Source organism: Variovorax sp. GW821-FHT10C12, assembly GCF_059415405.1.
On the sequence record NZ_JBWKNE010000003.1, the window covers coordinates 1 to 22920 of the forward strand.

A 22920-nucleotide genomic window follows, 5' to 3' on the forward strand; every position below is an offset into this window, starting at 1 on the left:
GGCCTGCGCTTCGCCATCCGTGAAGGCGGCCGTACCGTGGGTTCGGGCGTCGTGGCCAAGATCCTCGACATCTAAGCCAAGCGTAAAGAGTACCGGAGGGGTATAGCTCAATTGGCAGAGCGTCGGTCTCCAAAACCGAAGGTTGTAGGTTCGATTCCTACTGCCCCTGCCACCTAGGTGGCACCCCGACAAGCCCATCGCGATCCGATGGGCTTCGGCGTCTCAAGAGACGCATTGAATTGAAGGCCGCAAGGTCACAGGAAATCAGCCGACATGGCCACTTCTCAAATCGAAACCGTGAGCACGGGTGCCGACAAAGCCAAGCTGGCTGCGGCGGTGGTGCTGGCAGTGGGCGCGATCGTCGCGTTCTACCTGCTGTCGCGCCAAGGCTCGCTGGTGCAATGGGCTGCGCTGCTGGTCGGCCTGGCCGCGGCCGTGGGCGCCTTCGGCAGCTCCGAGAATGGCCGTCAGCTGTGGGCTTTCGGTCGTGACTCGTGGCGCGAGGTCAAGAAGGTCGTGTGGCCGACTCGCAAGGAATCGATGCAGATGACGGCCTATGTGTTCGCCTTCGTGGCGATCATGTCCGTCTTCCTCTGGCTCACCGACAAGACGCTCGAATGGGTGTTCTTTGACCTCATTCTGGGCTGGAGAAAATAATGACCGACGACGCAGTTGAAACCACGCCGAGCACGCCGGAAGAAGAGCAAAACCCTCTCCTGGCTCCCGCCACCAACCCTGATCTGCGTTGGTACGTGGTGCATGCCTACTCGGGCATGGAGAAGGCTGTCGAGCGCAACATCACCGAGCGCATCACCCGCGCCGGCATGCAGGACAAGTTCGGCCGCATCCTGGTTCCGACCGAAGAAGTGGTCGAGATCAAGAACGGCCAGAAGCGCACCACCGAGCGCCGCTTCTTCCCGGGCTACGTGCTGGTCGAAATGATCATGGACGACGAGAGCTGGCACCTGGTGAAGCACACCAACAAGGTGACGGGTTTCGTGGGCGGCGCCAAGAACCGTCCGGCCCCGATCTCGCAGAAAGAGGTCGAGGACATCGTCAACCAGATGCAGCAGGGCACCGAGAAGCCGCGTCACAAGGTCGAGTTCACCGTGGGTGAGTTCGTGCGCGTCAAGGAAGGCCCGTTCACCGACTTCAATGGCACGGTGGAAGACGTCAACTACGAGAAGAGCAAGGTCAGTGTGTCGGTCATGATTTTCGGCCGCGCCACCCCTGTGGAACTCGAATTCGGTCAGGTCGAGAAGACCTGATCCCATGGCCTGCCTTCGGGTGGGCCTGTCAGTTTCCGGCTGCGCGTTGTCCGACTCGGCGCGCGGCCTTGATCGAAGAGTCGTTTAACCCCGGGGAGCCGCGGCGAAAGCCAAGGCGATATCACCCGCAAGGAGCAAAGCATGGCGAAAAAAATCGTCGGCTTCATCAAGCTGCAAGTGCCAGCTGGTAAGGCCAACCCGTCCCCGCCGATCGGTCCCGCACTGGGTCAGCGCGGTCTGAACATCATGGAGTTCTGCAAGGCGTTCAACGCGCAAACCCAAGGCGTCGAGCCGGGTCTGCCGCTGCCGGTGGTCATCACCGCGTTCGCTGACAAGAGCTTCACCTTCATCATCAAGACGCCCCCGGCGATCACCTTGATCAAGAAGGCCATCAAGCTGGACAAGGGCTCGGCCCGTCCGCACACCGACAAGGTCGGCAAGATCACGCGCGCTCAGCTCGAAGAAATTGCCAAGGCCAAGATGAAGGACCTGACTGCCGCCGACCTCGACGCAGCAGTTCGCACCATCGCCGGCTCGGCCCGCTCGATGGGCGTGAATGTGGAGGGCGTGTAAATGTCCAAGATCACCAAGAAGCAAAAGTCGCTCGAAGGCAAGGTCGACAGCAACAAGCTGTACCCCCTGGCTGACGCCATCGTCATCGTCAAGGACGCCGCCACCGCCAAGTTCGACGAATCGATCGACGTGGCCGTGCAACTCGGCATCGACGCGAAGAAGTCGGACCAGGTGGTTCGCGGTGCTGTCGTGCTGCCGAACGGCACCGGCAAGACCAAGCGCGTCGCCGTGTTCGCCCAAGGCGCCAAGGCTGAAGAAGCCAAGGCCGCCGGCGCCGACATCGTCGGCATGGACGACCTGGCTGCGATGGTCAAGGCTGGCGACATGCCTTTCGACGTCGTGATCGCTGCCCCTGACGCCATGCGCGTCGTCGGTACGCTCGGTCAGATCCTCGGCCCGCGCGGCCTGATGCCCAACCCCAAGGTTGGCACCGTGACGCCTGACGTCGCCACCGCTGTCAAGAACGCCAAGGCTGGCCAGGTCCAGTTCCGCGTCGACAAGGCCGGCATCATCCACGGCACGATCGGCCGTCGCTCGTTCGACAACGACAAGCTGCAAGGCAACCTCGCCGCGCTGATCGACGCTCTGGTCAAGGCCAAGCCCGCGACCAGCAAGGGTGTGTACCTGCGCAAGGTGGCTGTGTCGTCGACCATGGGTCTGGGTGTCCGCGTGGACACGCAAACCATCTCGGCGAGCTAAAGAGATTTGCCCGCTCCCGCAAGGAGAGGGCAGATGTGGTGGGTCGCGGCAGCTTCGGTTGCCGCGAGCCATCCAAGACCGCTGGTGTGCAGGGCGCTGCACTTAATGGCCGGATCGATCCTTCCGGTATCCAGCGCAGATGGCGACCCCACTGCAAGGAATTTGATTTTTGTTCCGAAACAGTTGGTCGCTGCATGAAGCGCGATCCGAGGCCCCGGCCGAAGGTCGCATTAAAAGGAGTAGACCTTGAGTCTGAATCGCAGTGAGAAAGAAGCGGTCATCAGTGATGTGACCAGCCTCGCCGCAAAAGCTCAAACGCTCGTGATGGCGGAATACCGTGGCATCACGGTGGCCGATATGACCAAACTGCGCAGCGAAGCGCGCAGCAACGGTGTGACCCTGAGTGTTCTGAAGAACACGCTGGCTCGCCGTGCTGTCGCTGGCAGCCCGTTTGAGATCGTCGGCGACCAGATGACCGGTCCGCTGATCTATGGCTTCTCCGAAGACGCTGTGGCTGCCGCTAAGGTGGTGGCCAATTTCGCGAAGACCAACGACAAGTTGGTGATTCGCGGTGGCGCATTCGGTGGCAAGGCCCTGGACGTCGAAGGCGTGAAGCAACTGGCCAACATCCCTTCCAAGGAAGTGCTGCTGGCGCAACTGCTGGGCTTGATGCAATCCCCGATCTCTCGTACCGCCCGCGTGCTCGCGGCGCTGGCCGAGAAGCGTGGTGGTGGCGAAGCTGCACCCGTCGCCGATGCACCGGCAGAAGAAGCGCAGGCCGCCTGAGCGCGCCCTCGTTTTTGAATATTCAACCCAATTGTTAGGAAACAAAAATGGCATTCGATAAAGACGCATTTCTGACCGCGCTCGACAGCATGACGGTCCTGGAACTCAACGACCTGGTGAAAGCCATCGAAGAGAAGTTTGGCGTGAGCGCCGCAGCCATGTCGGCACCCGCTGCCGGCGGTGGCGCTGCTGCTGCAGTCGCTGAAGAGCAAACCGAATTCAACGTCATGCTGATGGATGCTGGCGCGAACAAGGTGTCGGCGATCAAGGCCGTGCGCGAAATCACCGGCCTGGGCCTCAAGGAAGCCAAGGACCTGGTGGAAGCCGCTCCCAAGGCTGTCAAGGAAGGCCTGTCGAAGGCTGACGCTGAAGCCGCCAAGAAGAAGCTGGAAGATGCCGGCGCCAAGGTGGAACTGAAGTAATTCAGACCCCCTAGAGGGCTGGAGGTGCCTGAAAAGGCCCTCCAGCCTTTGCCGCTTTCAGAGCGCACCCAAAAGCCGGCTTGGCGCCGGTTTTCTCAGAGACCGAAAGGTCGATGAAAAAGCAAAAGCCAAGACGATTTTTGAGTGTCTTCTGAACCCGACTGCAGAAGACCCCTTGGTTCGGGCGATGTGCAATGCATCGCCGTCCGCCAACGGCTGGTAGTGGCCAGCCGCCAAGCAGTGGTGCCGTTCGCCCGGCACTGCTGACAAGTCGCTGAAGATCTCAAGCACCGGAGCTCTCATGGCCCAATCGTCCGCGTACAGTTACACCGAACGCAAGCGCATCCGAAAAAGTTTCGGTAACCGCGACAGCGTCGTCGAAATCCCTTACCTGCTGCAGATGCAGAAAGACGCGTACACCGCGTTCCTGCAAGCCGGCATCGCCCCCAAACAACGCACCGTCGAAGGCCTGCAGGCCGCGTTCGACGCCGCCTTCCCGATCGTCTCGCACAACGGTTTCGTCGAGATGAAGTTCCTCGAGTACAACCTGGCGAAGCCGGCGTTCGATGTGCGTGAGTGCCAGACCCGCGGTCTGACCTTCGCCTCGGCCGTGCGCGCCAAGGTGCAGCTCATCATCTATGACCGCGAGTCGTCGACCTCGCAGTCGAAGGTGGTCAAGGAAGTGAAGGAACAAGAGGTCTACATGGGCGAAGTGCCGCTCATGACCGACAAGGGTTCGTTCATCATCAACGGCACCGAGCGCGTGATCGTCTCGCAGTTGCACCGTTCGCCTGGCGTGTTCTTCGAACACGACAAGGGCAAGACGCACAGCTCGGGCAAGCTGCTGTTCTCGGCCCGCGTGATTCCTTACCGCGGTTCGTGGCTCGACTTCGAGTTCGACCCGAAGGACATGCTGTACTTCCGCGTGGACCGTCGCCGCAAGATGCCGGTCACGATCCTGCTGAAGGCCATCGGCCTGAACCCGGAATCGATCCTCGCGAACTTCTTCGTGAACGACAACTTCCGCCTGATGGACAGCGGCGCGCAGATGGAGTTCGTCTCCGAGCGCCTGCGCGGCGAAGTCGCGCGCTTCGACATCACCGACAAGTCGGGCAAGGTCGTGGTCGCCAAGGACAAGCGCGTCACCGCGCGCCACACGCGTGAGCTCGAGCAGGGCGGCACCACGCACATCAGCGTGCCGGAAGACTTCCTGATCGGCCGCGTGATCGCCCGCAACATCGTCGACGCCGACTCCGGCGAAATCCTGGCCAAGGCCAACGACGAGCTGACCGAAGCGCTGCTGAAGAAGCTGCGCACGGCCGGCGTGCAGGACATCCAGGTCATCTACACGAACGAACTGGACCAGGGCGCGTACATCTCGCAAACGCTGCGCATCGACGAAACCGTCGATGAATTCGCCGCGCGCGTGGCCATCTACCGCATGATGCGCCCCGGCGAGCCGCCGACGGAAGACGCCGTGCAGGCCCTGTTCCAGCGCCTGTTCTACAACCCGGACACGTACGACCTGTCGCGCGTGGGCCGCATGAAGTTCAACGCCAAGGTCGGCCGCGACGAATCGACCGGCCCGATGGTGCTGACCAACGAAGACATCCTGGCCGTGGTCAAGATCCTCGTGGACCTGCGCAACGGCAACGGCGAAGTCGACGACATCGACCACCTGGGCAACCGCCGCGTGCGTTGCGTCGGCGAACTGGCCGAAAACCAGTACCGCACCGGCCTGGCACGTATCGAGAAGGCCGTGAAGGAACGTCTGGGTCAGGCCGAGCAAGAGCCGCTGATGCCGCACGACCTGATCAACAGCAAGCCGATCTCGGCTGCGCTGAAGGAATTCTTCGGTGCGTCGCAGCTGTCGCAGTTCATGGACCAGACGAACCCGCTGTCCGAAATCACCCACAAGCGCCGCGTGTCGGCCCTTGGCCCGGGTGGTCTGACGCGTGAACGTGCAGGCTTCGAAGTGCGCGACGTGCACGTGACCCACTACGGCCGCGTGTGCCCGATCGAAACGCCTGAAGGCCCGAACATCGGTCTGATCAACTCGCTGGCCCTGTACGCCCGCCTGAACGAATACGGCTTCATCGAGACGCCGTACCGTCGCGTGGTCGACAGCAAGGTCACGATGGACATCGACTACCTGTCGGCCATCGAAGAAGGCAAGTACGTCATCGCCCAGGCCAATGCGGTCCTGGACAAGGACGGCACGCTGACCGGCGACCTGGTCTCGGCGCGTGAAGCCGGCGAATCGATCCTGGTCGGTGCCGAGCGCATCCAGTACATGGACGTGTCGCCCGCGCAGATCGTGTCGGTGGCCGCTTCGCTCGTGCCGTTCCTGGAGCACGACGATGCGAACCGCGCGTTGATGGGCGCCAACATGCAGCGTCAGGCCGTGCCTGTGCTGCGTCCCGAAAAGCCGATGGTCGGTACCGGCATCGAGCGCGTCTCCGCGGTCGACTCGGGCACCGTGGTGACGGCCACCCGCGGCGGTATCGTCGACTACGTCGATGCGACCCGTGTCGTGGTGCGCGTGAACGACGCCGAAGCGGCAGCCGGTGAAGTCGGTGTGGACATCTACAACCTGATCAAGTATCAGCGTTCGAACCAGAACACCAACATCCACCAGCGTCCGATCGTCAAGCGCGGCGACAAGATCGCCAAGGGCGACGTGGTGGCCGACGGCGCATCGACCGACCTCGGCGAACTGGCCCTCGGCCAGAACATGCTGATCGCGTTCATGCCCTGGAATGGCTACAACTTCGAAGACTCGATCCTGATCTCGGAGCGCGTCGTCGCCGAAGACCGCTACACCTCGATCCACATCGAGGAACTGGTGGTGATGGCCCGCGACACGAAGCTGGGCGCCGAAGAAATCACGCGCGACATCCCGAACCTGGCCGAGCAGCAGCTCAACCGCCTCGACGAATCCGGCATCATTTATGTCGGCGCCGAAGTGCAGCCGGGCGACACGCTGGTGGGCAAGGTCACGCCGAAGGGCGAGACCACGCTGACGCCGGAAGAGAAGCTGCTTCGCGCCATCTTCGGCGAGAAGGCTTCCGACGTGAAGGACACCTCGCTGCGTGTGGACCAGGGCTCGCAAGGCACCGTGATCGACGTGCAGGTGTTCACCCGTGAAGGCATCCAGCGCGACAAGCGCGCCCAGCAGATCATCGACGATGAACTCAAGCGCTTCCGCCTCGACCTGAACGACCAGCTGCGCATCGTCGAAGCCGACGCGTTCGACCGTATCGAGAAGCTGCTGACCGGCAAGGTCGCCAACGGCGGCCCGAACAAGCTGGCCAAGGGCACCAAGCTCGACAAGGCCTACCTGTCGTCGGTCGAGAAGTTCCACTGGTTCGACATCCGCCCGGCGGAAGACGACGTGGCTTCGCAGCTCGAGTCGATCAAGAACTCGCTGGAGCAGACGCGCCACAGCTTCGACCTCGCGTTCGAAGAAAAGCGCAAGAAGCTCACGCAGGGCGACGAGCTGCCCGCGGGCGTGCTCAAGATGGTCAAGGTCTACCTGGCCGTCAAGCGCCGCCTGCAACCCGGCGACAAGATGGCCGGCCGTCACGGCAACAAGGGTGTGGTGTCCAAGATCGTTCCGGTCGAAGACATGCCCCACATGGCCGACGGCACGCCGTGCGACATCTGCCTGAACCCGCTGGGCGTGCCTTCGCGGATGAACGTGGGCCAGGTGCTTGAAGTGCACCTGGGCTGGGCCGGCAAGGGCATCGGCCAGCGCATCGGCGACCTGCTGCAGCAAGAGGCCAAGGTGGCCGAGCTGCGCAAGTTCCTAGAGCAGCTGTACAACGGCTCGGGCCGCAAGGAAGAGCTCGACCAGCTGAGCGACACCGAGCTGCTCGCCATGGCAGCGAACCTGCAAAGCGGCGCGACCTTCGCGACGCCGGTGTTCGACGGCGCCTCGGAAGAAGAAATCCGCGGCATGCTGAAGCTCGCCTACCCGGACGACATCGCCAAGCTCAAGGGCCTGACCGATACGCGCACGCAGGCGTACCTGTACGACGGCCGCACCGGCGACCAGTTCGAGCGTCCCGTCACCGTCGGCTACATGCACTTCTTGAAGCTACACCACCTGGTGGACGACAAGATGCACGCCCGTTCGACCGGTCCGTACTCGCTCGTCACGCAGCAACCGCTGGGCGGCAAGGCGCAGTTCGGCGGCCAGCGTTTCGGTGAAATGGAAGTGTGGGCGCTGGAAGCTTACGGCGCCGCCTACGTCCTGCAGGAAATGCTGACCGTGAAGTCCGACGACGTGCAAGGCCGTACCAAGGTGTACGAAAGCATCGTCAAGGGCGAGCACTCGATCGAAGCCGGCATGCCGGAATCGTTCAACGTGCTGGTCAAGGAAATTCGTTCGCTGGGTCTCGACATCGAGCTCGAGCGTTCCTAAGTTGAAAAGGGAAAGAGTCTTATGAAATCGCTACTCGACCTGTTCAAGCAATTCACGCCCGATGAGCATTTCGATGCCATCAAGATCGGCATGGCTTCGCCCGAGAAGATCCGTTCGTGGTCTTTCGGCGAGGTGAAGAAGCCTGAGACGATCAACTACCGCACGTTCAAGCCCGAGCGCGACGGTCTGTTCTGCGCCAAGATCTTCGGCCCCATCAAGGACTACGAGTGCCTGTGCGGCAAGTACAAGCGCCTGAAGCACCGCGGCGTGATCTGCGAGAAGTGCGGCGTTGAAGTCACGCAGACCAAGGTGCGTCGCGAGCGCATGGGTCACATCGACCTGGCCGCGCCCTGCGCCCACATCTGGTTCCTGAAGTCGCTGCCGTCGCGTCTGGGCCTCGTGCTCGACATGACGCTGCGCGACATCGAACGCGTGCTGTACTTCGAAGCGTACGTGATCACCGATCCGGGCATGACCCCGCTGAAGAAGTTCGGCATCATGTCCGAGGACGACTACGACGCCAAGCGCAAGGAATACGGTGACGAGTTCATCGCCAAGATGGGCGCCGAAGGCATCAAGGACCTGCTCGAAGGCATCGAACTCGACAGCGAGATCGAACGCCTGCGCGGCGACCTGACCGGCTCCGAAGTCAAGGTCAAGAAGAACTCCAAGCGCCTGAAAGTGCTGGAAGCCTTCCGCAAGTCGGGCATCAAGCCCAACTGGATGGTGCTGGAAGTGCTGCCCGTGCTGCCGCCGGACCTGCGTCCGCTGGTGCCGCTGGACGGCGGTCGCTTTGCGACCTCCGACCTGAACGACCTGTATCGCCGCGTCATCAACCGCAATTCGCGTCTGCGCCGCCTGCTGGAGTTGAAGGCTCCGGAAATCATCGCGCGCAACGAAAAGCGGATGCTGCAAGAGGCGGTCGACTCGCTGCTGGACAACGGTCGTCGCGGCAAGGCCATGACGGGCGCCAACAAGCGCGCACTGAAGTCGCTGGCCGACATGATCAAGGGAAAGAGCGGTCGTTTCCGCCAGAACTTGCTGGGCAAGCGCGTGGACTACTCGGGCCGTTCGGTCATCGTGGTGGGCCCGACGCTCAAGCTGCACCAGTGCGGCCTGCCCAAGCTGATGGCGCTCGAACTGTTCAAGCCCTTCATCTTCTCGCGTCTCGAAGCCATGGGCATCGCGACCACGATCAAGGCTGCCAAGAAGGAAGTCGAATCGGGCACGCCGGTGGTCTGGGACATCCTGGAAGAAGTGATCAAGGAACACCCGGTCATGCTGAACCGTGCGCCTACGCTGCACCGTTTGGGCATCCAGGCCTTCGAGCCGATCCTGATCGAAGGCAAGGCCATCCAGCTGCACCCGCTCGTTTGCGCGGCCTTCAACGCCGACTTCGACGGCGACCAGATGGCTGTTCACGTGCCGCTGTCGGTGGAAGCGCAGATGGAAGCCCGCACGCTGATGCTGGCCTCCAACAACGTGCTGTTCCCGGCCTCGGGCGAACCGTCGATCGTTCCTTCGCAGGACGTGGTGCTGGGTCTGTACTACACGACCCGCGACCGCATCAACGGCAAGGGCGAGGGCCTGATCTTCTCCGACATCGGTGAAGTGCAGCGCGCGCTGGACGCCAACGAAGTCGAACTCACCGCCAAGGTCGCGGTGCGTATCACGGAGTACACCAAGGACAAGGAAACCGGCGTGTTCACGCCGTCGACCTCGCTCGTGGACACCACCGTGGGCCGTGCCCTGCTGTCCGAGATCCTGCCGAAGGGCCTGCCGTTCTCGAACATCAACAAGGCGCTGAAGAAGAAGGAAATCTCCAAGCTCATCAACGTCTCGTTCCGCAAGTGCGGCCTGAAAGAGACCGTCGTGTTCGCCGACAAGCTGCTGCAAAACGGCTTCCGTCTGGCGACCAAGGCTGGTATCTCGATCGCGATCGACGACATGCTGGTGCCCGCTGAGAAGCACGGCATCATCGAGCGCTCCGCCAAGGAAGTGAAGGAGATCGAACAGCAGTACGTCTCCGGTCTCGTGACCTCCGGCGAACGCTACAACAAGGTGGTGGACATCTGGGGCAAGGCCGGCGACGAAGTGTCGAAGGTCATGATGGCCAAGCTCTCGAAGCAGAAGGTCATCGACCGCCACGGCAAGGAAGTCGAGCAGGAGTCCTTCAACTCGATCTACATGATGGCCGACTCGGGCGCCCGCGGTTCCGCAGCGCAGATTCGCCAGGTGGCCGGTATGCGGGGCCTGATGGCCAAGCCGGACGGCTCGATCATCGAGACGCCCATTACCGCGAACTTCCGCGAAGGCCTGAACGTGTTGGAGTACTTCATCTCCACCCACGGTGCCCGTAAGGGTCTGGCCGACACGGCGCTGAAGACGGCGAACTCGGGTTACCTGACCCGTCGTCTGGTCGACGTGACGCAAGACTTGGTGGTTACCGAGCAGGACTGCGGCACGCACGGCGGCTACCTGATGCGCGCCATCGTCGAAGGCGGTGAAGTGATCGAGTCGCTGCGCGACCGAATCCTCGGCCGCTCGGCGGCGGACGACGTGCTGCACCCGGAAAACCGTTCGGTGCTGCTCAAGGCCGGTGAGATGTTCGACGAAGACAACATCGAAGCACTGGAAGCCCAGGGCGTCGACGAAGTCAAGGTCCGCACCGCGCTGACCTGCGAAACGCGTTTCGGCATCTGCGCGACCTGCTACGGCCGCGACCTGGGCCGCGGCGGCCTGATCAACATCGGCGAAGCCGTCGGTGTGATCGCTGCCCAGTCCATCGGCGAACCCGGCACGCAGCTGACGATGCGTACCTTCCACATCGGTGGTGCCGCTTCGCGCGCTGCCATCGCCTCGAGCGTGGAAGCCAAGTCGAACGGCTCGATCGGCTTCAACGCCACGATGCGCTACGTGACCAACAGCAAGAGCGAGCTGGTCGTGATTTCGCGTTCGGGCGAGATCGTCATCCATGACGAGCACGGCCGTGAGCGCGAGCGTCACAAGGTGCCGTACGGCGCCACGTTGACGGTCAAGGCCGACCAGCAGATCAAGGCCGGCCACGTGCTCGCCAACTGGGACCCGCTGACCCGCCCGATCATTACCGAGTTCGCCGGCAAGGCGCAGTTCGAGAACGTCGAGGAAGGCCTGACGGTCGCCAAGCAGGTGGACGAAGTGACCGGTCTGTCGACCCTGGTCGTGATCGACCCGAAGCGCCGCGGCGCTGCCAAGGTCGTGCGTCCGCAGGTCAAGCTGATCGACGCCCAAGGCCTCGAAGTGAAGATCCCCGGCACCGACCACTCGGTGACGATCGGCTTCCCGATCGGCGCTCTGGTGCAGATCCGCGACGGTCAGGACGTGGGCCCCGGCGAAGTGCTGGCACGCATCCCGGTCGAAGGTCAGAAGACCCGAGACATCACTGGCGGTCTGCCGCGCGTGGCCGAGCTGTTCGAAGCCCGTTCGCCGAAGGACAAGGGCATGCTGGCCGAAATGACCGGTACCGTGTCGTTCGGTAAAGAGACCAAGGGCAAGATCCGCCTGCAGATCACCGATCCCGAAGGCGGCGTCTACGAAGACCTCGTGCCGAAGGAAAAGAACATCCTGGTGCACGAAGGCCAGGTGGTGAACAAGGGCGAAAGCGTGGTCGACGGCCCGGCGGACCCGCAGGACATCCTGCGCCTGCTGGGTTCGGAAGAACTCGCGCGCTACATCGTGGACGAAGTGCAGGACGTGTACCGTTTGCAGGGTGTGAAGATCAACGACAAGCACATCGAGGTGATCGTTCGCCAGATGCTGCGCCGCGTCGTGGTCGACAACATCGGCGACACGAGCTACATCTCCGGCGAACAGGTCGAACGCAGCGAAATGCTCAACACCAACGACGCCCTGCGCGCCGAAGGCAAGATCCCCGCAACGTTCACCAACCTGCTGCTGGGTATCACGAAGGCGTCGCTGTCGACCGACTCGTTCATCTCGGCGGCTTCGTTCCAGGAAACGACGCGCGTGCTGACCGAAGCCGCGATCATGGGCAAGCGCGACGAACTGCGCGGTCTGAAGGAAAACGTCATCGTCGGTCGCCTGATTCCCGCAGGCACCGGCATGGCCTACCACCAGGCCCGCAAGGTCAAGGACGCCATGGACGAAGCCGAGCGCCGCGCCATCGCCGAGTCGGAAGCCGCCGATCTGGCCGGCTCGAGCGACAGCGATGCGACGACCAGCACGGTGGACGCCAACGAAGGCGCCGCGACCGAATAACTGGTTAGCATCACCGGCATGACCGGTTGCCCACGCCCCCCGACCGCTCTGGTCGGGGGGCGTTTTTCTTTGTGTTTCCTGGGTTCCGACCGATGACCAAGAGGTTCTGTTTCCGATGAGCGTCCTGCCCGATTCGCTGGCCGGATGGCTCGTTGCCGCGCTGCTGCTGTTCTGGTTCGTGGGCGCGTACAACCGGCTGGTGCGTCTGCGCGCCGCCGTGCTCCAGGCCTACGCCGTGCTCGACGTGGCGCTGCGCAAGCAGCTCGATTTCGTCCAGGCCAGCATCACCGCCGCGCCCCGGCCCGAGACGCCGCCCGAAGGCGCGCCCACCGTGGCGCCGTTGCAGGCCGCCACGACGCAGCTCGCGACCCTGCTCGGCGCGACGCGGGTGCGCCCGCTCGACCCGGGCAGCATGGCGGCGCTGGCCACCGCGCTGCAGGTGCTCATCGCCGCATGGCGACGCCAGTACCCGGGCGCGGTCACTGTGTTCGACGCGGACGGCACGCTGTCGCGGCCCGCACCGCTGATGCCCGGCCTGGGTGGCGCGTCCGATCCGGCCGCGCCCATCGCCTGGCCCGAGCCGTCGGCGGCGGCGGAAATCGCGCGCGGCCAGTTCAACCTGGCCGTGGCGCAGTACAACGCAGGCATCGCCCAGTTCCCGGCGCTGCTGGTGGCCTGGATCGTGCGACTGCGGCCGGCGGCGCCCTTGCTCTGACCGGCCTTGACCCGACGACAGGCGGGTAACGCCTTCGTTTCCATTCCCACCGCGCGGCGTGCTGTCTTTCTCGCCCGTTACCATCGGCTCCAACTTGCCAGCAGATCTCTCCTCCGACCCCTCTTCGGGCAGCGCCTCCTCGGCGCCGCAACAACCGCCGCTCTGGCGCCAACTGCAACTGACCGCAGGGGCGCTGGCGTCGATTCGCGCCGGCACCTCGGGCACCGTCGCGTTCGAGGCCGTCGAGCCCGCGCTGCGCCCCGGCGTGCAGGCCCTGGGCTTCCAGGTGCTGCGCTGGCTCGGTCGCGCCGAGGCGCTGCGCCGCCACCTGGCCAAGCGCACGCCGCCGCCGTTGCCCGACGCCTTGCTGTGCACCGCGCTCGCGCTGGCCTGGCACAGCGACCATGCCCCCTACGAACCTTTCACGCTGGTCGACCAGGCCGTGGAAGCCGCCAAGCGCAACCCGGCGACGCGGGCGCAGGCCAGCTTCATCAACGCCTGCCTGCGCCGCTTCCTGCGCGAGCGCGACGAACTCGTGGCCGCCACCGACACCGAACCGGTCGCGCAATGGAACCATCCGCGCTGGTGGATCGAGCGCCTCAAGCGCGACCATCCGCGCGACTGGCAGCGTGTGCTGTCGGCCGACAACGCCCAGGCGCCGATGACCTTGCGCGTCAACGCGCTGCAATCGACACCGGCCGCGTACCTGCTGGAACTCGAAGCCGTGGGCCTGGGCGCCACGCGCGTCGGCGCCGACGGCCTGCAGCTGACACGGGCCCGCCCCGTGCAGCAGCTGCCCGGTTTCGCCGACGGTGCCTGCTCGGTGCAGGACGCCGCCGCGCAGCTCGCGGCGCCCTTGCTGCTCGACGGCCTGCTGCCGGCCAAGCCCGGCGCCGCGCCGCTGCGCGTGCTCGACGCCTGCGCCGCCCCCGGCGGAAAGACCGCGCACCTGATCGAACGGGCCGGCGCTTACGCCATCGAGGTGACCGCGCTGGAGGTCGATGCCGTGCGCAGCCGCCGCATTGACGAGACGCTCGCCCGCCTCGGCCTGAAGGCCAAGGTGGTGGTGGCCGATGCCGGCCGCCCCGCCGACTGGTGGGACGGCGCCCTGTTCGACGCCATCCTGCTGGACGCGCCGTGCACCGCCTCAGGCATCGTGCGGCGCCACCCCGACGTGCGCTGGCTGCGCCGCGAGAGCGACACCGCCCAGCTGGCGACCCAGCAGGCGATGCTGCTGGCCGCGCTGTGGCCGCTCGTGCGGCCCGGCGGCCGGCTGCTTTACTGCACCTGTTCCGTGTTCCGCGAAGAAGGCTCGCAACAAATTGATGCGTTTCTTGTACGCAACACCGATGCCCGATTGCTGCCGTCCCCGGGACACTTGCTGCCTCAAAGTGGGGCGAATGCCCGTGGCGTCCCGGACAATCCCTCTGGTGACCACGACGGCTTCTTCTACGCCCTGCTTGAAAAACCCGCGCCGCACTGACGGCCGCCGGTCGATCCTGCTGGCCGGCCTGCTGCTGGTCTGGGCCCTGTGGATGGCCCTGTTCCCGGCCGCCGCCACCGCCCAGGCCCGCGCCGGCGGCGCCACCATCACCCAGATGCGCCTGGAGCAGGCCGACGACGGCGTGTACCTGAGCGCCGCCGTGCAGTTCGAGCTGCCCACCTTGGTGGAAGACGTGCTCGACAAGGGCATCGCCATCTACTTCGTGGCCGAGGCCGAGGTCTTCCAGGAGCGCTGGTACTGGACCGACCGCAAGGTCGCCCAGGTGGCACGCCACATGCGGCTGGCCTACCAGCCCCTCACGCGCCGCTGGCGGCTGAACGTGTCGCCGGTGCCGATCACCGGCGCTGCCGGCTTCGGCATCTCGCTGAACCAGAATTTCGACAGCCTCGGCGACGCGCTCGAGGCCATCAAGCGCATCGGCCGCCTGCGGCTGGGCGACGCCGCCGAGATCGGCGACGAGCCGCTGCACCAGGTCACCTTCCGTTTCCGGCTTGACACCTCGCAGCTGCCGCGTCCCTTCCAGATCGGCATGGTCGGGCAGGCCGAATGGAACATCGCCGCCGAGCGCACCGCCCGGCTGCCGCTGGAGAAGCAGCGGTGAGCACCAAGCCGCGCAGCGGCGCCGCGGCCACGCCTGCCGCCCGCCGCTCGCGCGCGCTGCGCTGGGCCGTGGGCGTCGGCGCCGCGATGGTCACCGCCATCGGCCTGGTGCTGATGTTCCTGCTCGCGCAGGCCACCAACAACCGCGCGCTGTACGAGCGCTACTACGTGCGCCTGTTCGGCATCAACGTGGTGGTGGCCGTGCTGCTGGTGCTGGTGATCGGCTGGGTCGCGTTCCGGCTGCTGCGGCGGTTGCGGCAGGGCAAGTTCGGCAGCCGGCTGCTGATCAAGCTCGCTGCCATCTTCGCGCTTGTGGGCGTGGTGCCGGGGGCGCTGGTCTACGTGGTGTCCTATCAGTTCGTCGCGCGCTCGATCGAGAGCTGGTTCGACGTCAAGGTGGAAGGTGCGCTCGATGCCGGCCTGAACCTGGGCCGCGCCACGCTCGATTCGCTGTCCGACGACCTCGCCGCCAAGACACGTACCGCCAGCGGCCAGCTTTCGCAGGTGCCCGACGCGAGCGCGGGGCTGCTGCTGGAGCGCATCCGCGACCAGCTCGAAGCCAGCGACGTGATCCTCTGGACCGGTTCGGGCCAGCTGGTGGCCAGCGCCGGCGCGTCGCGCTTCCAGCTCAACCCCGAGCGGCCGACGGCGCAGCAGTTCCGCCAGGTGCGGCCCGACCGCGCCGTCGCGCATGTCGAGGGCCTGGAAGAAACCGCCTTGCCCAGCGCCACGCCGTCGAGCGCCAGCGTGCGCGCGCTGGCCATGGTGCAGCGCCCGGGCTTCGACTTCGACACCGCGCCGCGCTACCTGCAGGTCACGCGGCCGCTGCCGCCGGCGGTGGTCGCCAACGCCCTGGCCGTGCAGGAAGCCAACCGCGAGTACCAGGAGCGCGCGCTCGCGCGCGAGGGCCTGCGGCGCATGTACATCGGCACGCTCACGCTGAGCCTGTTCCTCGCGGTGTTCGGCGCGGTGCTGCTGGCCGTGCTGTTCGGCAACCAGCTCGCACGGCCGCTGCTCGTGCTGGCCGACGGCGTGCGCCAGGTGGCCGCCGGCGACCTGCGGCCCACCGCCGTGCTGCAGGGCAAGGACGAGCTGGGCGGCCTCACGCGCTCGTTCGCCGTCATGACCCAGCAGCTGGCCGACGCGCGCGGCGCGGTCGAGAAGACCATGGACCAGCTCGACGCCGCCCGCGGCAACCTGCAGACCATCCTCGACAACCTGACCTCGGGCGTGATCGTGCTCGACGCCAAGGGCACCGTGCTGTCCACCAACCCGGGCGCCACCCGCGTGCTGCGCGCGCCGCTCGCCGCCTATGAAGGCAAGGCGCTGGTCGAGGTGCCGGGGCTGGCCGACTTCGGCGCCAAGGTGCAACAGCAGTTCGACGAGTTCCTGGTCGAGCGCATGCAGCACGGCCTGGACCACTGGCAGCATGCCTTCGAGCTGCACGCCACGGGCCACGACCTGCCGCAGCAGGACGACGCCATCAACATCGTGGCGCGCGGCGCCGAGCTGCCGGGCGATGCACGGCTGCTGGTGTTCGACGACATCTCGGAAATTGTCTCGGCCCAGCGCGCACAGGCCTGGGGCGAGGTGGCGCGCCGCCTCGCGCACGAGATCAAGAACCCGCTCACGCCGATCCAGCTGTCGGCCGAGCGGCTGGAGATGAAGCTCTCGGGCAAGGTAGCGCCGCCCGAGCAGGCCATCCTGGTGAAGTCGGTCAAGACCATCGTCGACCAGGTCGATGCGATGAAGCGGCTGGTGAACGAATTCCGCGACTACGCGCGGCTGCCCGCGGCCGACCTCAAGCCGGTCGACCTCAATGCGCTGCTGGCCGATGTGCTGCAGCTGTACCACGCCGAGAACCTGCCGATCACGTTGCGCTCGGAGCTCGACGAGCGCTGCCCGCCCGTGCGTGGCGACGAACAGCAGATCCGCCAGGTCGTGCACAACCTGCTGCAGAACGCACAGGACGCCGCCGAGGCCGCCGCCAGCGGCACGGGTCGGGTGGGCGAGGTCGTCATCCGCACCCGCCTGGGCGATTCGGGCCAGCGCGTGCGCCTCACCGTGCAGGACAGCGGGCCCGGCTTTGCCGAAAACATTCTCAAGCGCGCCTTCGAGCCCTACGTCACGACGAAAACAAAAGGTACCGGTTTGGGCCTGGCCGTCGTCAAGAAGATCGCCGACGAACACGGCGCGCGCATCGAGCTTTCCAACCGTGTCGTCGACGGGGCTGTGGCAGGGGCGCAAGTCTCGCTATCATTCGCGCTGGCAGGCGAACCGCGGGCAGCGGTCGCTCACACCGAAGATTCGAAATCTTCGTCCGCCTGAGTACCGGCGAATCCAGCGCATAGGGGCTGGATCGGGAGCGGATCAATACACACCAGCGCATACAACAAGCAGCACTCATGGCAAACATTCTCGTGGTCGATGACGAGCTGGGCATCAGGGACCTGCTCTTCGAAATTCTCAATGACGAAGGCCACAACGTGGAGCTCGCGGAAAACGCCGCCGAAGCCCGCGCGGCCCGACAACGCGCCCGGCCCGATCTCGTGCTGCTCGATATCTGGATGCCGGACACCGACGGCGTCACCTTGCTCAAGGAGTGGTCCACCGCGGGCCTGCTGAGCATGCCCGTCATCATGATGAGCGGGCACGCCACCATCGACACCGCGGTCGATGCCACGCGCATCGGCGCCTTCGCGTTCCTCGAAAAACCCATCACGCTGCAGAAGCTGCTCAAGGCGGTGGAGCAGGGGCTGGCGCGCGAGAGCGCCCGCCGCACCGCCGCCGGCGTGGTGCCGCCGCCCACGGGTGCCCATCAGGCCGCCGCCATCACCACCACGGGCGACAGCCTGCTGATGGCGTCGCTGGCGGCCGTGCCGGTGGCCGACGCGGGTCCGCAATCGACCCAGAGCTTCGACCTCGACCGCCCGCTGCGCGACGCACGTGACGGTTTCGAGAAGGCCTACTTCGAGTTCCATCTGGCGATGGAGAACGGTTCGATGACCCGCGTGGCCGAGAAAACCGGCCTCGAGCGCACCCATCTTTATAGAAAACTCAAACAACTTGGCGTGGACCTTTCGCGAGGCCGCAGAAGCGCTGTATAATTTGAGGCTGCACACCAAGGCCCGGTAGCTCAGTTGGTAGAGCAGCGGATTGAAAATCCGCGTGTCGGTGGTTCGATTCCGCCCCAGGCCACCACTCTTCGAAGCCCCTGATTCCGAATGGAATCAGGGGCTTTTCAGTTTGTGGGCCCCGCTCACGCACCCACACCGCCTTTTGCCTACAAGGCGGGGGTGCTTCGCGAGAAGTTCTCCCATCGACCTCCCCGAAAGAACGCCCACGCGCCATGGGCCATTGCGGCCTTGTCCGCCGTCCTCGCGCGTGGTCTCGCGGCCAGGCGGCGGAACTACCCAACGCGGGGAGGGATTCCGGCCACCGTGCCCGATCTATTGCAGAGCATCGAACGGATGGAGCGGAAAGTGAAAGCGCGGGTGGCAATCAAGCGCGTCGTCGACGCCAATGTGAAGGCGCAGGTCAAGTCGGGTGGTTCCGGCATCGAGTCGGCCACCGTCAAGATGAGCATGAACCTCTTCGACGAGATCGCTGCCGAAGAAGCGGTTCGGCTGAAGGAGATTCGCAACCGCACCCCGGCATGCAGCCTGAGCGCTCGAGTGCCGTCTGCATTCCGTGCGACGACGTGCCGGGCGACATTGCTGGGGCTCGACGCGGGGCAGATCGAGCGGCGTCGCAGCGAAGAGGTGATCCAGGGCGACGAATATCAGGCGCCATCGGGTTCGCTGTCGCTGGTCGTTGGATCGGCAATGGAATCCCCAAAAAAACGACCTTCGGAAGAGGTCGCTTTTGTTTTCCATGGCTGAAGGAGCAGGGCGCCGTGGCCCCGGTTTCACATCCGGTAGGGCGGTGCGGGTGTGCTGACCGAGACCAGCTGGTAACCCTGCCCGTAGACCGCGCGCAGCACGAACCCATTCTCGCGCTGCAGCGACAGCTTGCGCCGCACGTTCGTGGCGCAGGCGTCGAGCGAGCGCGTGACGGGGCGCTCGGGCGGGAGCTTCCACACCGAACTCATGAGCCAGGAGCGCGTCAGCACGTTGCCGAGGTTGCGGAACAGCTCGAGCGCAAAGGAAAACTGCCGCGGCTGGAGTGCGATCTCGCGGTCACGGTGCAGCACGGTGTTGTTGCCGTCGACGAAGCGGTACTCCGGCGCCAGGCGCGCGGCCATGTGGACCCGAGCCAGTGGGACGACGGCGTGCCCGCCGCCTTGCTGCAGTACGACGCCAACTACTACCGTTCGAAATCCGCAGGGCGCTCGGACAGCCAGGGCTATGTGGGCCTGGTGGCGGGCGGCAACATCGGCCCCTGGCGGCTGCGGCACCATGGCAGCCTCACGACCGGCTCGGCACGCGGCACCCACTACCAGGGCACACAGACTTACGTGCAGCGCGCCGTCGAGCCCTGGGGCAGCCAGCTGGTGGTGGGCGACGCCTTCACCGAGGGCGCGCTGTTCGACAGCTTCGGCTTTCGCGGCGTGCAACTGGCCACCGACGACCGCATGGTGCCGGAGTCGCAGCGCGGCTACGCGCCGCGCATCACGGGCATCGCCCGAGGCAACGCGGTGGTGCGCGTGAGGCAGAACGGCAACCTGCTGCGCGAGACCACCGTGGCGGCCGGCGCCTTCGTGATCGACGACCTGTACCCGACGGGCTACGGCGGCGACCTCGACGTCGAAGTCACCGAAGCCGACGGCAGCGTGCAGGTATCGAAGGTGCCCTATGCCGCCGCGGTGAACGCGTTGCGCCCCGGCATCACGCGCTACCGCGTGACGGCGGGCCAGCTGCGCGATTCACAGCTGCACAGCCGGCCCGCGCTGTTCCAGGGCACGGTGCAGCACGGCTTCACGAACACGCTCACGGGCTACGGCGGCTTGCTGCTCGCACGCGGCTACCGCGCCCTGGTGGGCGGGGCCGCGCTCAACACCGGCTGGGGCGCCTTCGGTGTCGACCTGACGGGCACCTCGGCCAGCCTTCCCGGGCAGGAGCGCCGCAGCGGCCACAGCGTGCGGCTGGCCTACACCAAGATCCTGGCGCCCACCGACACCCACGTCACGCTCGCGGCCTACCGCTATTCGAGCAAGGGCTACCTGGGCCTGCGCGAAGCCGTGGCGCTGGGTGAGGCACCGGGGCCTTCGCGCGGCGACGGCAGCGGCCTGCCGGGCGGACACCTGCGCGGCCGCCTTCAGCTCATGCTCAATCAGAACCTGCCGGGCGACATGGGGTCCTTCTACCTGAGCGGCTCGACCCAGGACTACTGGAACCGCGAGGGCCGGGACACGCAGTTCCAGGCCGGCTACAGCAAGAGCTTCGGCCGCGTGAACCTCGGGCTCTCGGCCGCCCGGCAGTTCGATCCCTTGCGCAAGCGCTGGAACAACACGGTCATGCTGACCTTCGGCATTCCGCTGGACGCCGGGTCGCGCGAGGTCTACACCACGTCGAGCGTGCAGCGCGATTCCAGCGGCGCGATCGACATGCGCACCTCTGCAGGCGGCGTGTTTGGCGAAGACAACGCGTGGAGCTACAGCCTCAACGCGAGCCACAGCCGCGGGGGCGATGGGGCGTCGAGGTCGTCACGCACCGGTGGCGGCGCCACGGTGGCCCATGCCTCGCCCGTCGCCACCTGGCGCGGCAGCGCGTCGGCCGGCGAAGGCTATTCGCAGCTGGGCGTGGGCGTGTCGGGCGGCGTGGTGGCCCACGGCGGCGGCGTGGTGTTCGCGCCCGCGATGGGCGAAACGCTCGCCATCGTCGAGGCGAAGGGCGCGAACGGCGCGCGCGTCGCCAACGCGAGCGGGCTGCGTGTGGGGCCGGGCGGGCAGGCCGTGGTGTCGAACCTCGCGCCCTTTGCGAGCAACGAAGTCGAGCTCGATCCCAAGGGCCTGCCGATGAGCGTGGAACTGAAGTCGAGCACGCAGCGCGTCGCGCCCACGGCGGGCGCCGTGGTCAAGCTGAAGTTCGAGACCTCGGGCGGCGGGCGTTCGGTGCTGGTGCGCGTCACCCTGGCCGACGGCACGCCGGTGCCGTTCGGTGCGCGGGTGACGGACGCGGCGGGGCAGGAGGTCGGCACGGTGGCGCAGGACGGACGGCTTCTGCTGCGCAGTGTGATGGTGGATGCCGCGCGGTACGAGTTGGCGTGGGGCGAAGCTGCGGATCAGCGTTGCAGCTTGCCGCTCGCACTGCATGACAGCCCTGCCGATGACTCGAAGTCTGGTCATTCGCCAGCGTGGCGGGCGATCGAGGCCCGATGTGCGATCTGAGAGCCGGACACGGCATCTGCGCAATCAAGGAAAAAGGGAGAACCGCGCGATGAACAGCAATCACTGGCCGTCGAATCGTCCTGGCAGGCCTGCGTGCCAGTGGGTCGTTGCGCTGACGTTGTTGCTGTTGCTTTGGTGGCCGGCCGCTGCCGATGCGCAGCCGAAATGCGAACTGACGTCGAGCTCTGCCAAGTACATGTACCAACCGTCCTACTTGCTTGCGCCTCGCGATCTGCCGATCGGTGGCGCGCTTTCGGCCTGGTCGGCACCACCCACCGGTGACCATGTCTATCGGTGCACCGGGACCGGCACCTTCGGCCTGGCGCTCAAGGTGGTGGGGTTGTCGACTGCGGGCATGCAGACCGCGGGGACCGGGGGAGGCATGGTCACTGTCTTCGGCACCGATCTGCCCGGGGTCGGTGTTGCATTCGAAGGGCGAATCGAAGCCGGCAGCTGCAGGTTGACCAACGTGGACCTCGGTGGCCCTGGGGCTTCATCGGGTGCGGCGGTCTCGAAGTGGTCCCCCGCGTATGGCCAATGGCTTGAATGCACGGGTGTTGTCCAGGCGACGGAAGCCAATCCGGTCTTTCTGAGAGCCTCTGCCTGGATGCGCTACATCAAGACAGGCCCTACCAATGCAGGGGTGGCGACCTTCGGCCAGCCGCTGATCGAGTTGCGCCACAGCATCAATGGCACCGTGACTCGCGCCAACTGGGGATTCAATGCCTGGCCGCTGAATCTTCAAGGTCACCCGACCTGCACGGCCCAGGATCTGACCGTGGACATGGGAAAGCACAAGAGTTCCGCGTTCACCGGCATCGGAACCGCATCGGCACTGGTGAAGACCTTCGCGATCTCGGTCACGTGTCCGCCGGAGATGCGCGGGAGCATTGCAGGCGTTGCCGGGACAACCGTGAACATCGGCTATCTGTTTTCTGCGCCGGCTGGCCTGAGTGTGCCGGCCCAAGGGGTGGTTGCGCTGTCTTCCGGGTCGACGGCGACTGGCGTCGGCGTGCAGTTGAAGGACGGTGCAGCGGCTCCATTGCAGTTCGGGAAGCGCTACACGCTGCAAGGCTACAACTACAAGACGGGCAGCACCCTGGCGATCCCGCTGCAGGCCGCGTACTACCAGACGGGCGCAACAGTCAGTCCTGGTACGGCGAATGCCGTGGTGACCTTCACGTTGGACTACCAATAGCCGCACCCTTCGATGGTCCACCTCGCGCATTGGTGCCGCACGCGCGTGACACAACACGCCATCTTGCACCCAGACTGCGCCGTCAGGTGAAGTGATTGCACTGAGAAGTGCGTCACATTGCACGCTTAACATCCCTCCGGTCGC

18 protein-coding genes and 2 tRNA genes are annotated in these 22920 nt (G+C 65.5%); 19 read left to right on the plus strand and 1 reads right to left on the minus strand.

Annotation, left to right across the window (positions count from 1 at the left end; all coding sequences use genetic code 11):
* From AC07OH_RS16540 to AC07OH_RS16620, 17 genes are all read left to right on the plus strand, one after another.
* Positions 1–75 (plus strand): EF-Tu C-terminal domain-related protein (locus AC07OH_RS16540; RefSeq protein WP_492679784.1); only part of this gene is annotated, 75 nt, incomplete at its 5' end.
* Between the two features lie 21 nt (positions 76–96).
* Positions 97–172, plus strand: a tRNA-Trp gene (locus AC07OH_RS16545).
* Positions 173–273: 101 nt separating this feature from the next.
* On the plus strand, positions 274–657 hold the full coding sequence (gene secE, locus AC07OH_RS16550; protein ID WP_062479313.1) for a preprotein translocase subunit SecE: 384 nt from the start codon (positions 274–276) through the stop codon (positions 655–657).
* Positions 657–1268 carry a transcription termination/antitermination protein NusG gene (gene nusG / locus AC07OH_RS16555; protein ID WP_492678893.1) on the plus strand — a complete coding sequence of 204 codons (612 nt, stop codon included), beginning with the start codon at positions 657–659 and terminating at the stop codon, positions 1266–1268. The genes secE and nusG overlap by 1 nt, the downstream gene beginning before the upstream one ends.
* Before the next feature lie 141 nt (positions 1269–1409).
* Positions 1410–1841: a 50S ribosomal protein L11 gene (gene rplK, locus AC07OH_RS16560; protein ID WP_056584627.1), complete on the plus strand. Its 432-nt coding sequence runs from the start codon at positions 1410–1412 to the stop codon at positions 1839–1841.
* A complete protein-coding gene (rplA, locus tag AC07OH_RS16565; protein ID WP_056584630.1) occupies positions 1842–2540 on the plus strand; it encodes a 50S ribosomal protein L1 in 699 nt (232 codons plus the stop codon).
* Between the two features lie 246 nt (positions 2541–2786).
* Positions 2787–3326 carry a 50S ribosomal protein L10 gene (rplJ, locus tag AC07OH_RS16570; RefSeq protein WP_056584633.1) on the plus strand — a complete coding sequence of 180 codons (540 nt, stop codon included), beginning with the start codon at positions 2787–2789 and terminating at the stop codon, positions 3324–3326.
* A gap of 47 nt (positions 3327–3373) precedes the next feature.
* Complete coding sequence (gene rplL, locus AC07OH_RS16575; RefSeq protein WP_489060755.1) at positions 3374–3748, plus strand: 50S ribosomal protein L7/L12; 375 nt, start codon at positions 3374–3376, stop codon at positions 3746–3748.
* 301 nt (positions 3749–4049) lie between these two features.
* Complete coding sequence (gene rpoB / locus AC07OH_RS16580) at positions 4050–8174, plus strand: DNA-directed RNA polymerase subunit beta (protein WP_495301426.1); 4125 nt, start codon at positions 4050–4052, stop codon at positions 8172–8174.
* A gap of 21 nt (positions 8175–8195) precedes the next feature.
* Positions 8196–12431 (plus strand): DNA-directed RNA polymerase subunit beta', encoded by a 4236-nt coding sequence (gene rpoC / locus AC07OH_RS16585; RefSeq protein WP_489060759.1) that lies wholly within the window; start codon positions 8196–8198, stop codon positions 12429–12431.
* A 115-nt stretch (positions 12432–12546) separates the two neighbouring features.
* On the plus strand, positions 12547–13146 hold the full coding sequence (locus tag AC07OH_RS16590) for a LemA family protein (protein WP_139701540.1): 600 nt from the start codon (positions 12547–12549) through the stop codon (positions 13144–13146).
* Between the two features lie 94 nt (positions 13147–13240).
* Positions 13241–14629: a 16S rRNA (cytosine(967)-C(5))-methyltransferase RsmB gene (gene rsmB / locus AC07OH_RS16595; RefSeq protein WP_495301427.1), complete on the plus strand. Its 1389-nt coding sequence runs from the start codon at positions 13241–13243 to the stop codon at positions 14627–14629.
* Positions 14607–15251, plus strand: coding sequence for a DUF4390 domain-containing protein (locus tag AC07OH_RS16600; RefSeq protein ID WP_489060766.1), 645 nt, complete (start codon positions 14607–14609; stop codon positions 15249–15251). Before rsmB ends, AC07OH_RS16600 begins: the two co-directional genes overlap by 23 nt.
* Entirely contained in the window at positions 15248–17578 is a 2331-nt protein-coding gene (locus AC07OH_RS16605) for a sensor histidine kinase (protein WP_495301428.1), read from the plus strand. The genes AC07OH_RS16600 and AC07OH_RS16605 overlap by 4 nt, the downstream gene beginning before the upstream one ends.
* Before the next feature lie 77 nt (positions 17579–17655).
* Positions 17656–18357: a response regulator gene (locus tag AC07OH_RS16610; protein WP_062480363.1), complete on the plus strand. Its 702-nt coding sequence runs from the start codon at positions 17656–17658 to the stop codon at positions 18355–18357.
* An 18-nt stretch (positions 18358–18375) separates the two neighbouring features.
* Positions 18376–18451 (plus strand) — tRNA-Phe (locus tag AC07OH_RS16615).
* 239 nt (positions 18452–18690) lie between these two features.
* Positions 18691–19131 carry a hypothetical protein gene (locus AC07OH_RS16620; RefSeq protein ID WP_495301429.1) on the plus strand — a complete coding sequence of 147 codons (441 nt, stop codon included), beginning with the start codon at positions 18691–18693 and terminating at the stop codon, positions 19129–19131.
* Positions 19132–19157: 26 nt separating this feature from the next.
* Here AC07OH_RS16620 and AC07OH_RS16625 read toward each other — a convergent pair whose 3' ends face one another.
* Positions 19158–19493 (minus strand): winged helix-turn-helix domain-containing protein, encoded by a 336-nt coding sequence (locus AC07OH_RS16625; RefSeq protein ID WP_495301430.1) that lies wholly within the window; start codon positions 19491–19493, stop codon positions 19158–19160.
* On the opposite strand from AC07OH_RS16625, the gene AC07OH_RS16630 reads away from it, so the two are divergent.
* Together AC07OH_RS16630 and AC07OH_RS16635 are read left to right on the plus strand one after the other, a co-directional pair.
* A complete protein-coding gene (locus tag AC07OH_RS16630; protein WP_495301431.1) occupies positions 19494–21578 on the plus strand; it encodes a fimbria/pilus outer membrane usher protein in 2085 nt (694 codons plus the stop codon).
* Positions 21579–21627: 49 nt separating this feature from the next.
* Complete coding sequence (locus tag AC07OH_RS16635) at positions 21628–22776, plus strand: fimbrial protein (protein WP_495301432.1); 1149 nt, start codon at positions 21628–21630, stop codon at positions 22774–22776.
* The last annotated feature ends 144 nt before the right edge of the window (positions 22777–22920 follow it).

What these genes read in the sequence shown, in the direction of transcription:
- secE (WP_062479313.1), top strand. Translation starts at nt 274, where the DNA reads ATGGCCACTTCTCAAATCGAAACCGTGAGCACGGGTGCCGACAAAGCC.
- nusG (WP_492678893.1), top strand. Translation starts at nt 657, where the DNA reads ATGACCGACGACGCAGTTGAAACCACGCCGAGCACGCCGGAAGAAGAG.
- rplK (WP_056584627.1), top strand. Translation starts at nt 1,410, where the DNA reads ATGGCGAAAAAAATCGTCGGCTTCATCAAGCTGCAAGTGCCAGCTGGT.
- rplA (WP_056584630.1), top strand. Translation starts at nt 1,842, where the DNA reads ATGTCCAAGATCACCAAGAAGCAAAAGTCGCTCGAAGGCAAGGTCGAC.
- rplL (WP_489060755.1), top strand. Translation starts at nt 3,374, where the DNA reads ATGGCATTCGATAAAGACGCATTTCTGACCGCGCTCGACAGCATGACG.
- rpoB (WP_495301426.1), top strand. Translation starts at nt 4,050, where the DNA reads ATGGCCCAATCGTCCGCGTACAGTTACACCGAACGCAAGCGCATCCGA.
- rpoC (WP_489060759.1), top strand. Translation starts at nt 8,196, where the DNA reads ATGAAATCGCTACTCGACCTGTTCAAGCAATTCACGCCCGATGAGCAT.
- AC07OH_RS16590 (WP_139701540.1), top strand. Translation starts at nt 12,547, where the DNA reads ATGAGCGTCCTGCCCGATTCGCTGGCCGGATGGCTCGTTGCCGCGCTG.
- AC07OH_RS16610 (WP_062480363.1), top strand. Translation starts at nt 17,656, where the DNA reads ATGGCAAACATTCTCGTGGTCGATGACGAGCTGGGCATCAGGGACCTG.
- AC07OH_RS16625 (WP_495301430.1), bottom strand. Translation starts at nt 19,493, where the DNA reads ATGGCCGCGCGCCTGGCGCCGGAGTACCGCTTCGTCGACGGCAACAAC.
- AC07OH_RS16635 (WP_495301432.1), top strand. Translation starts at nt 21,628, where the DNA reads ATGAACAGCAATCACTGGCCGTCGAATCGTCCTGGCAGGCCTGCGTGC.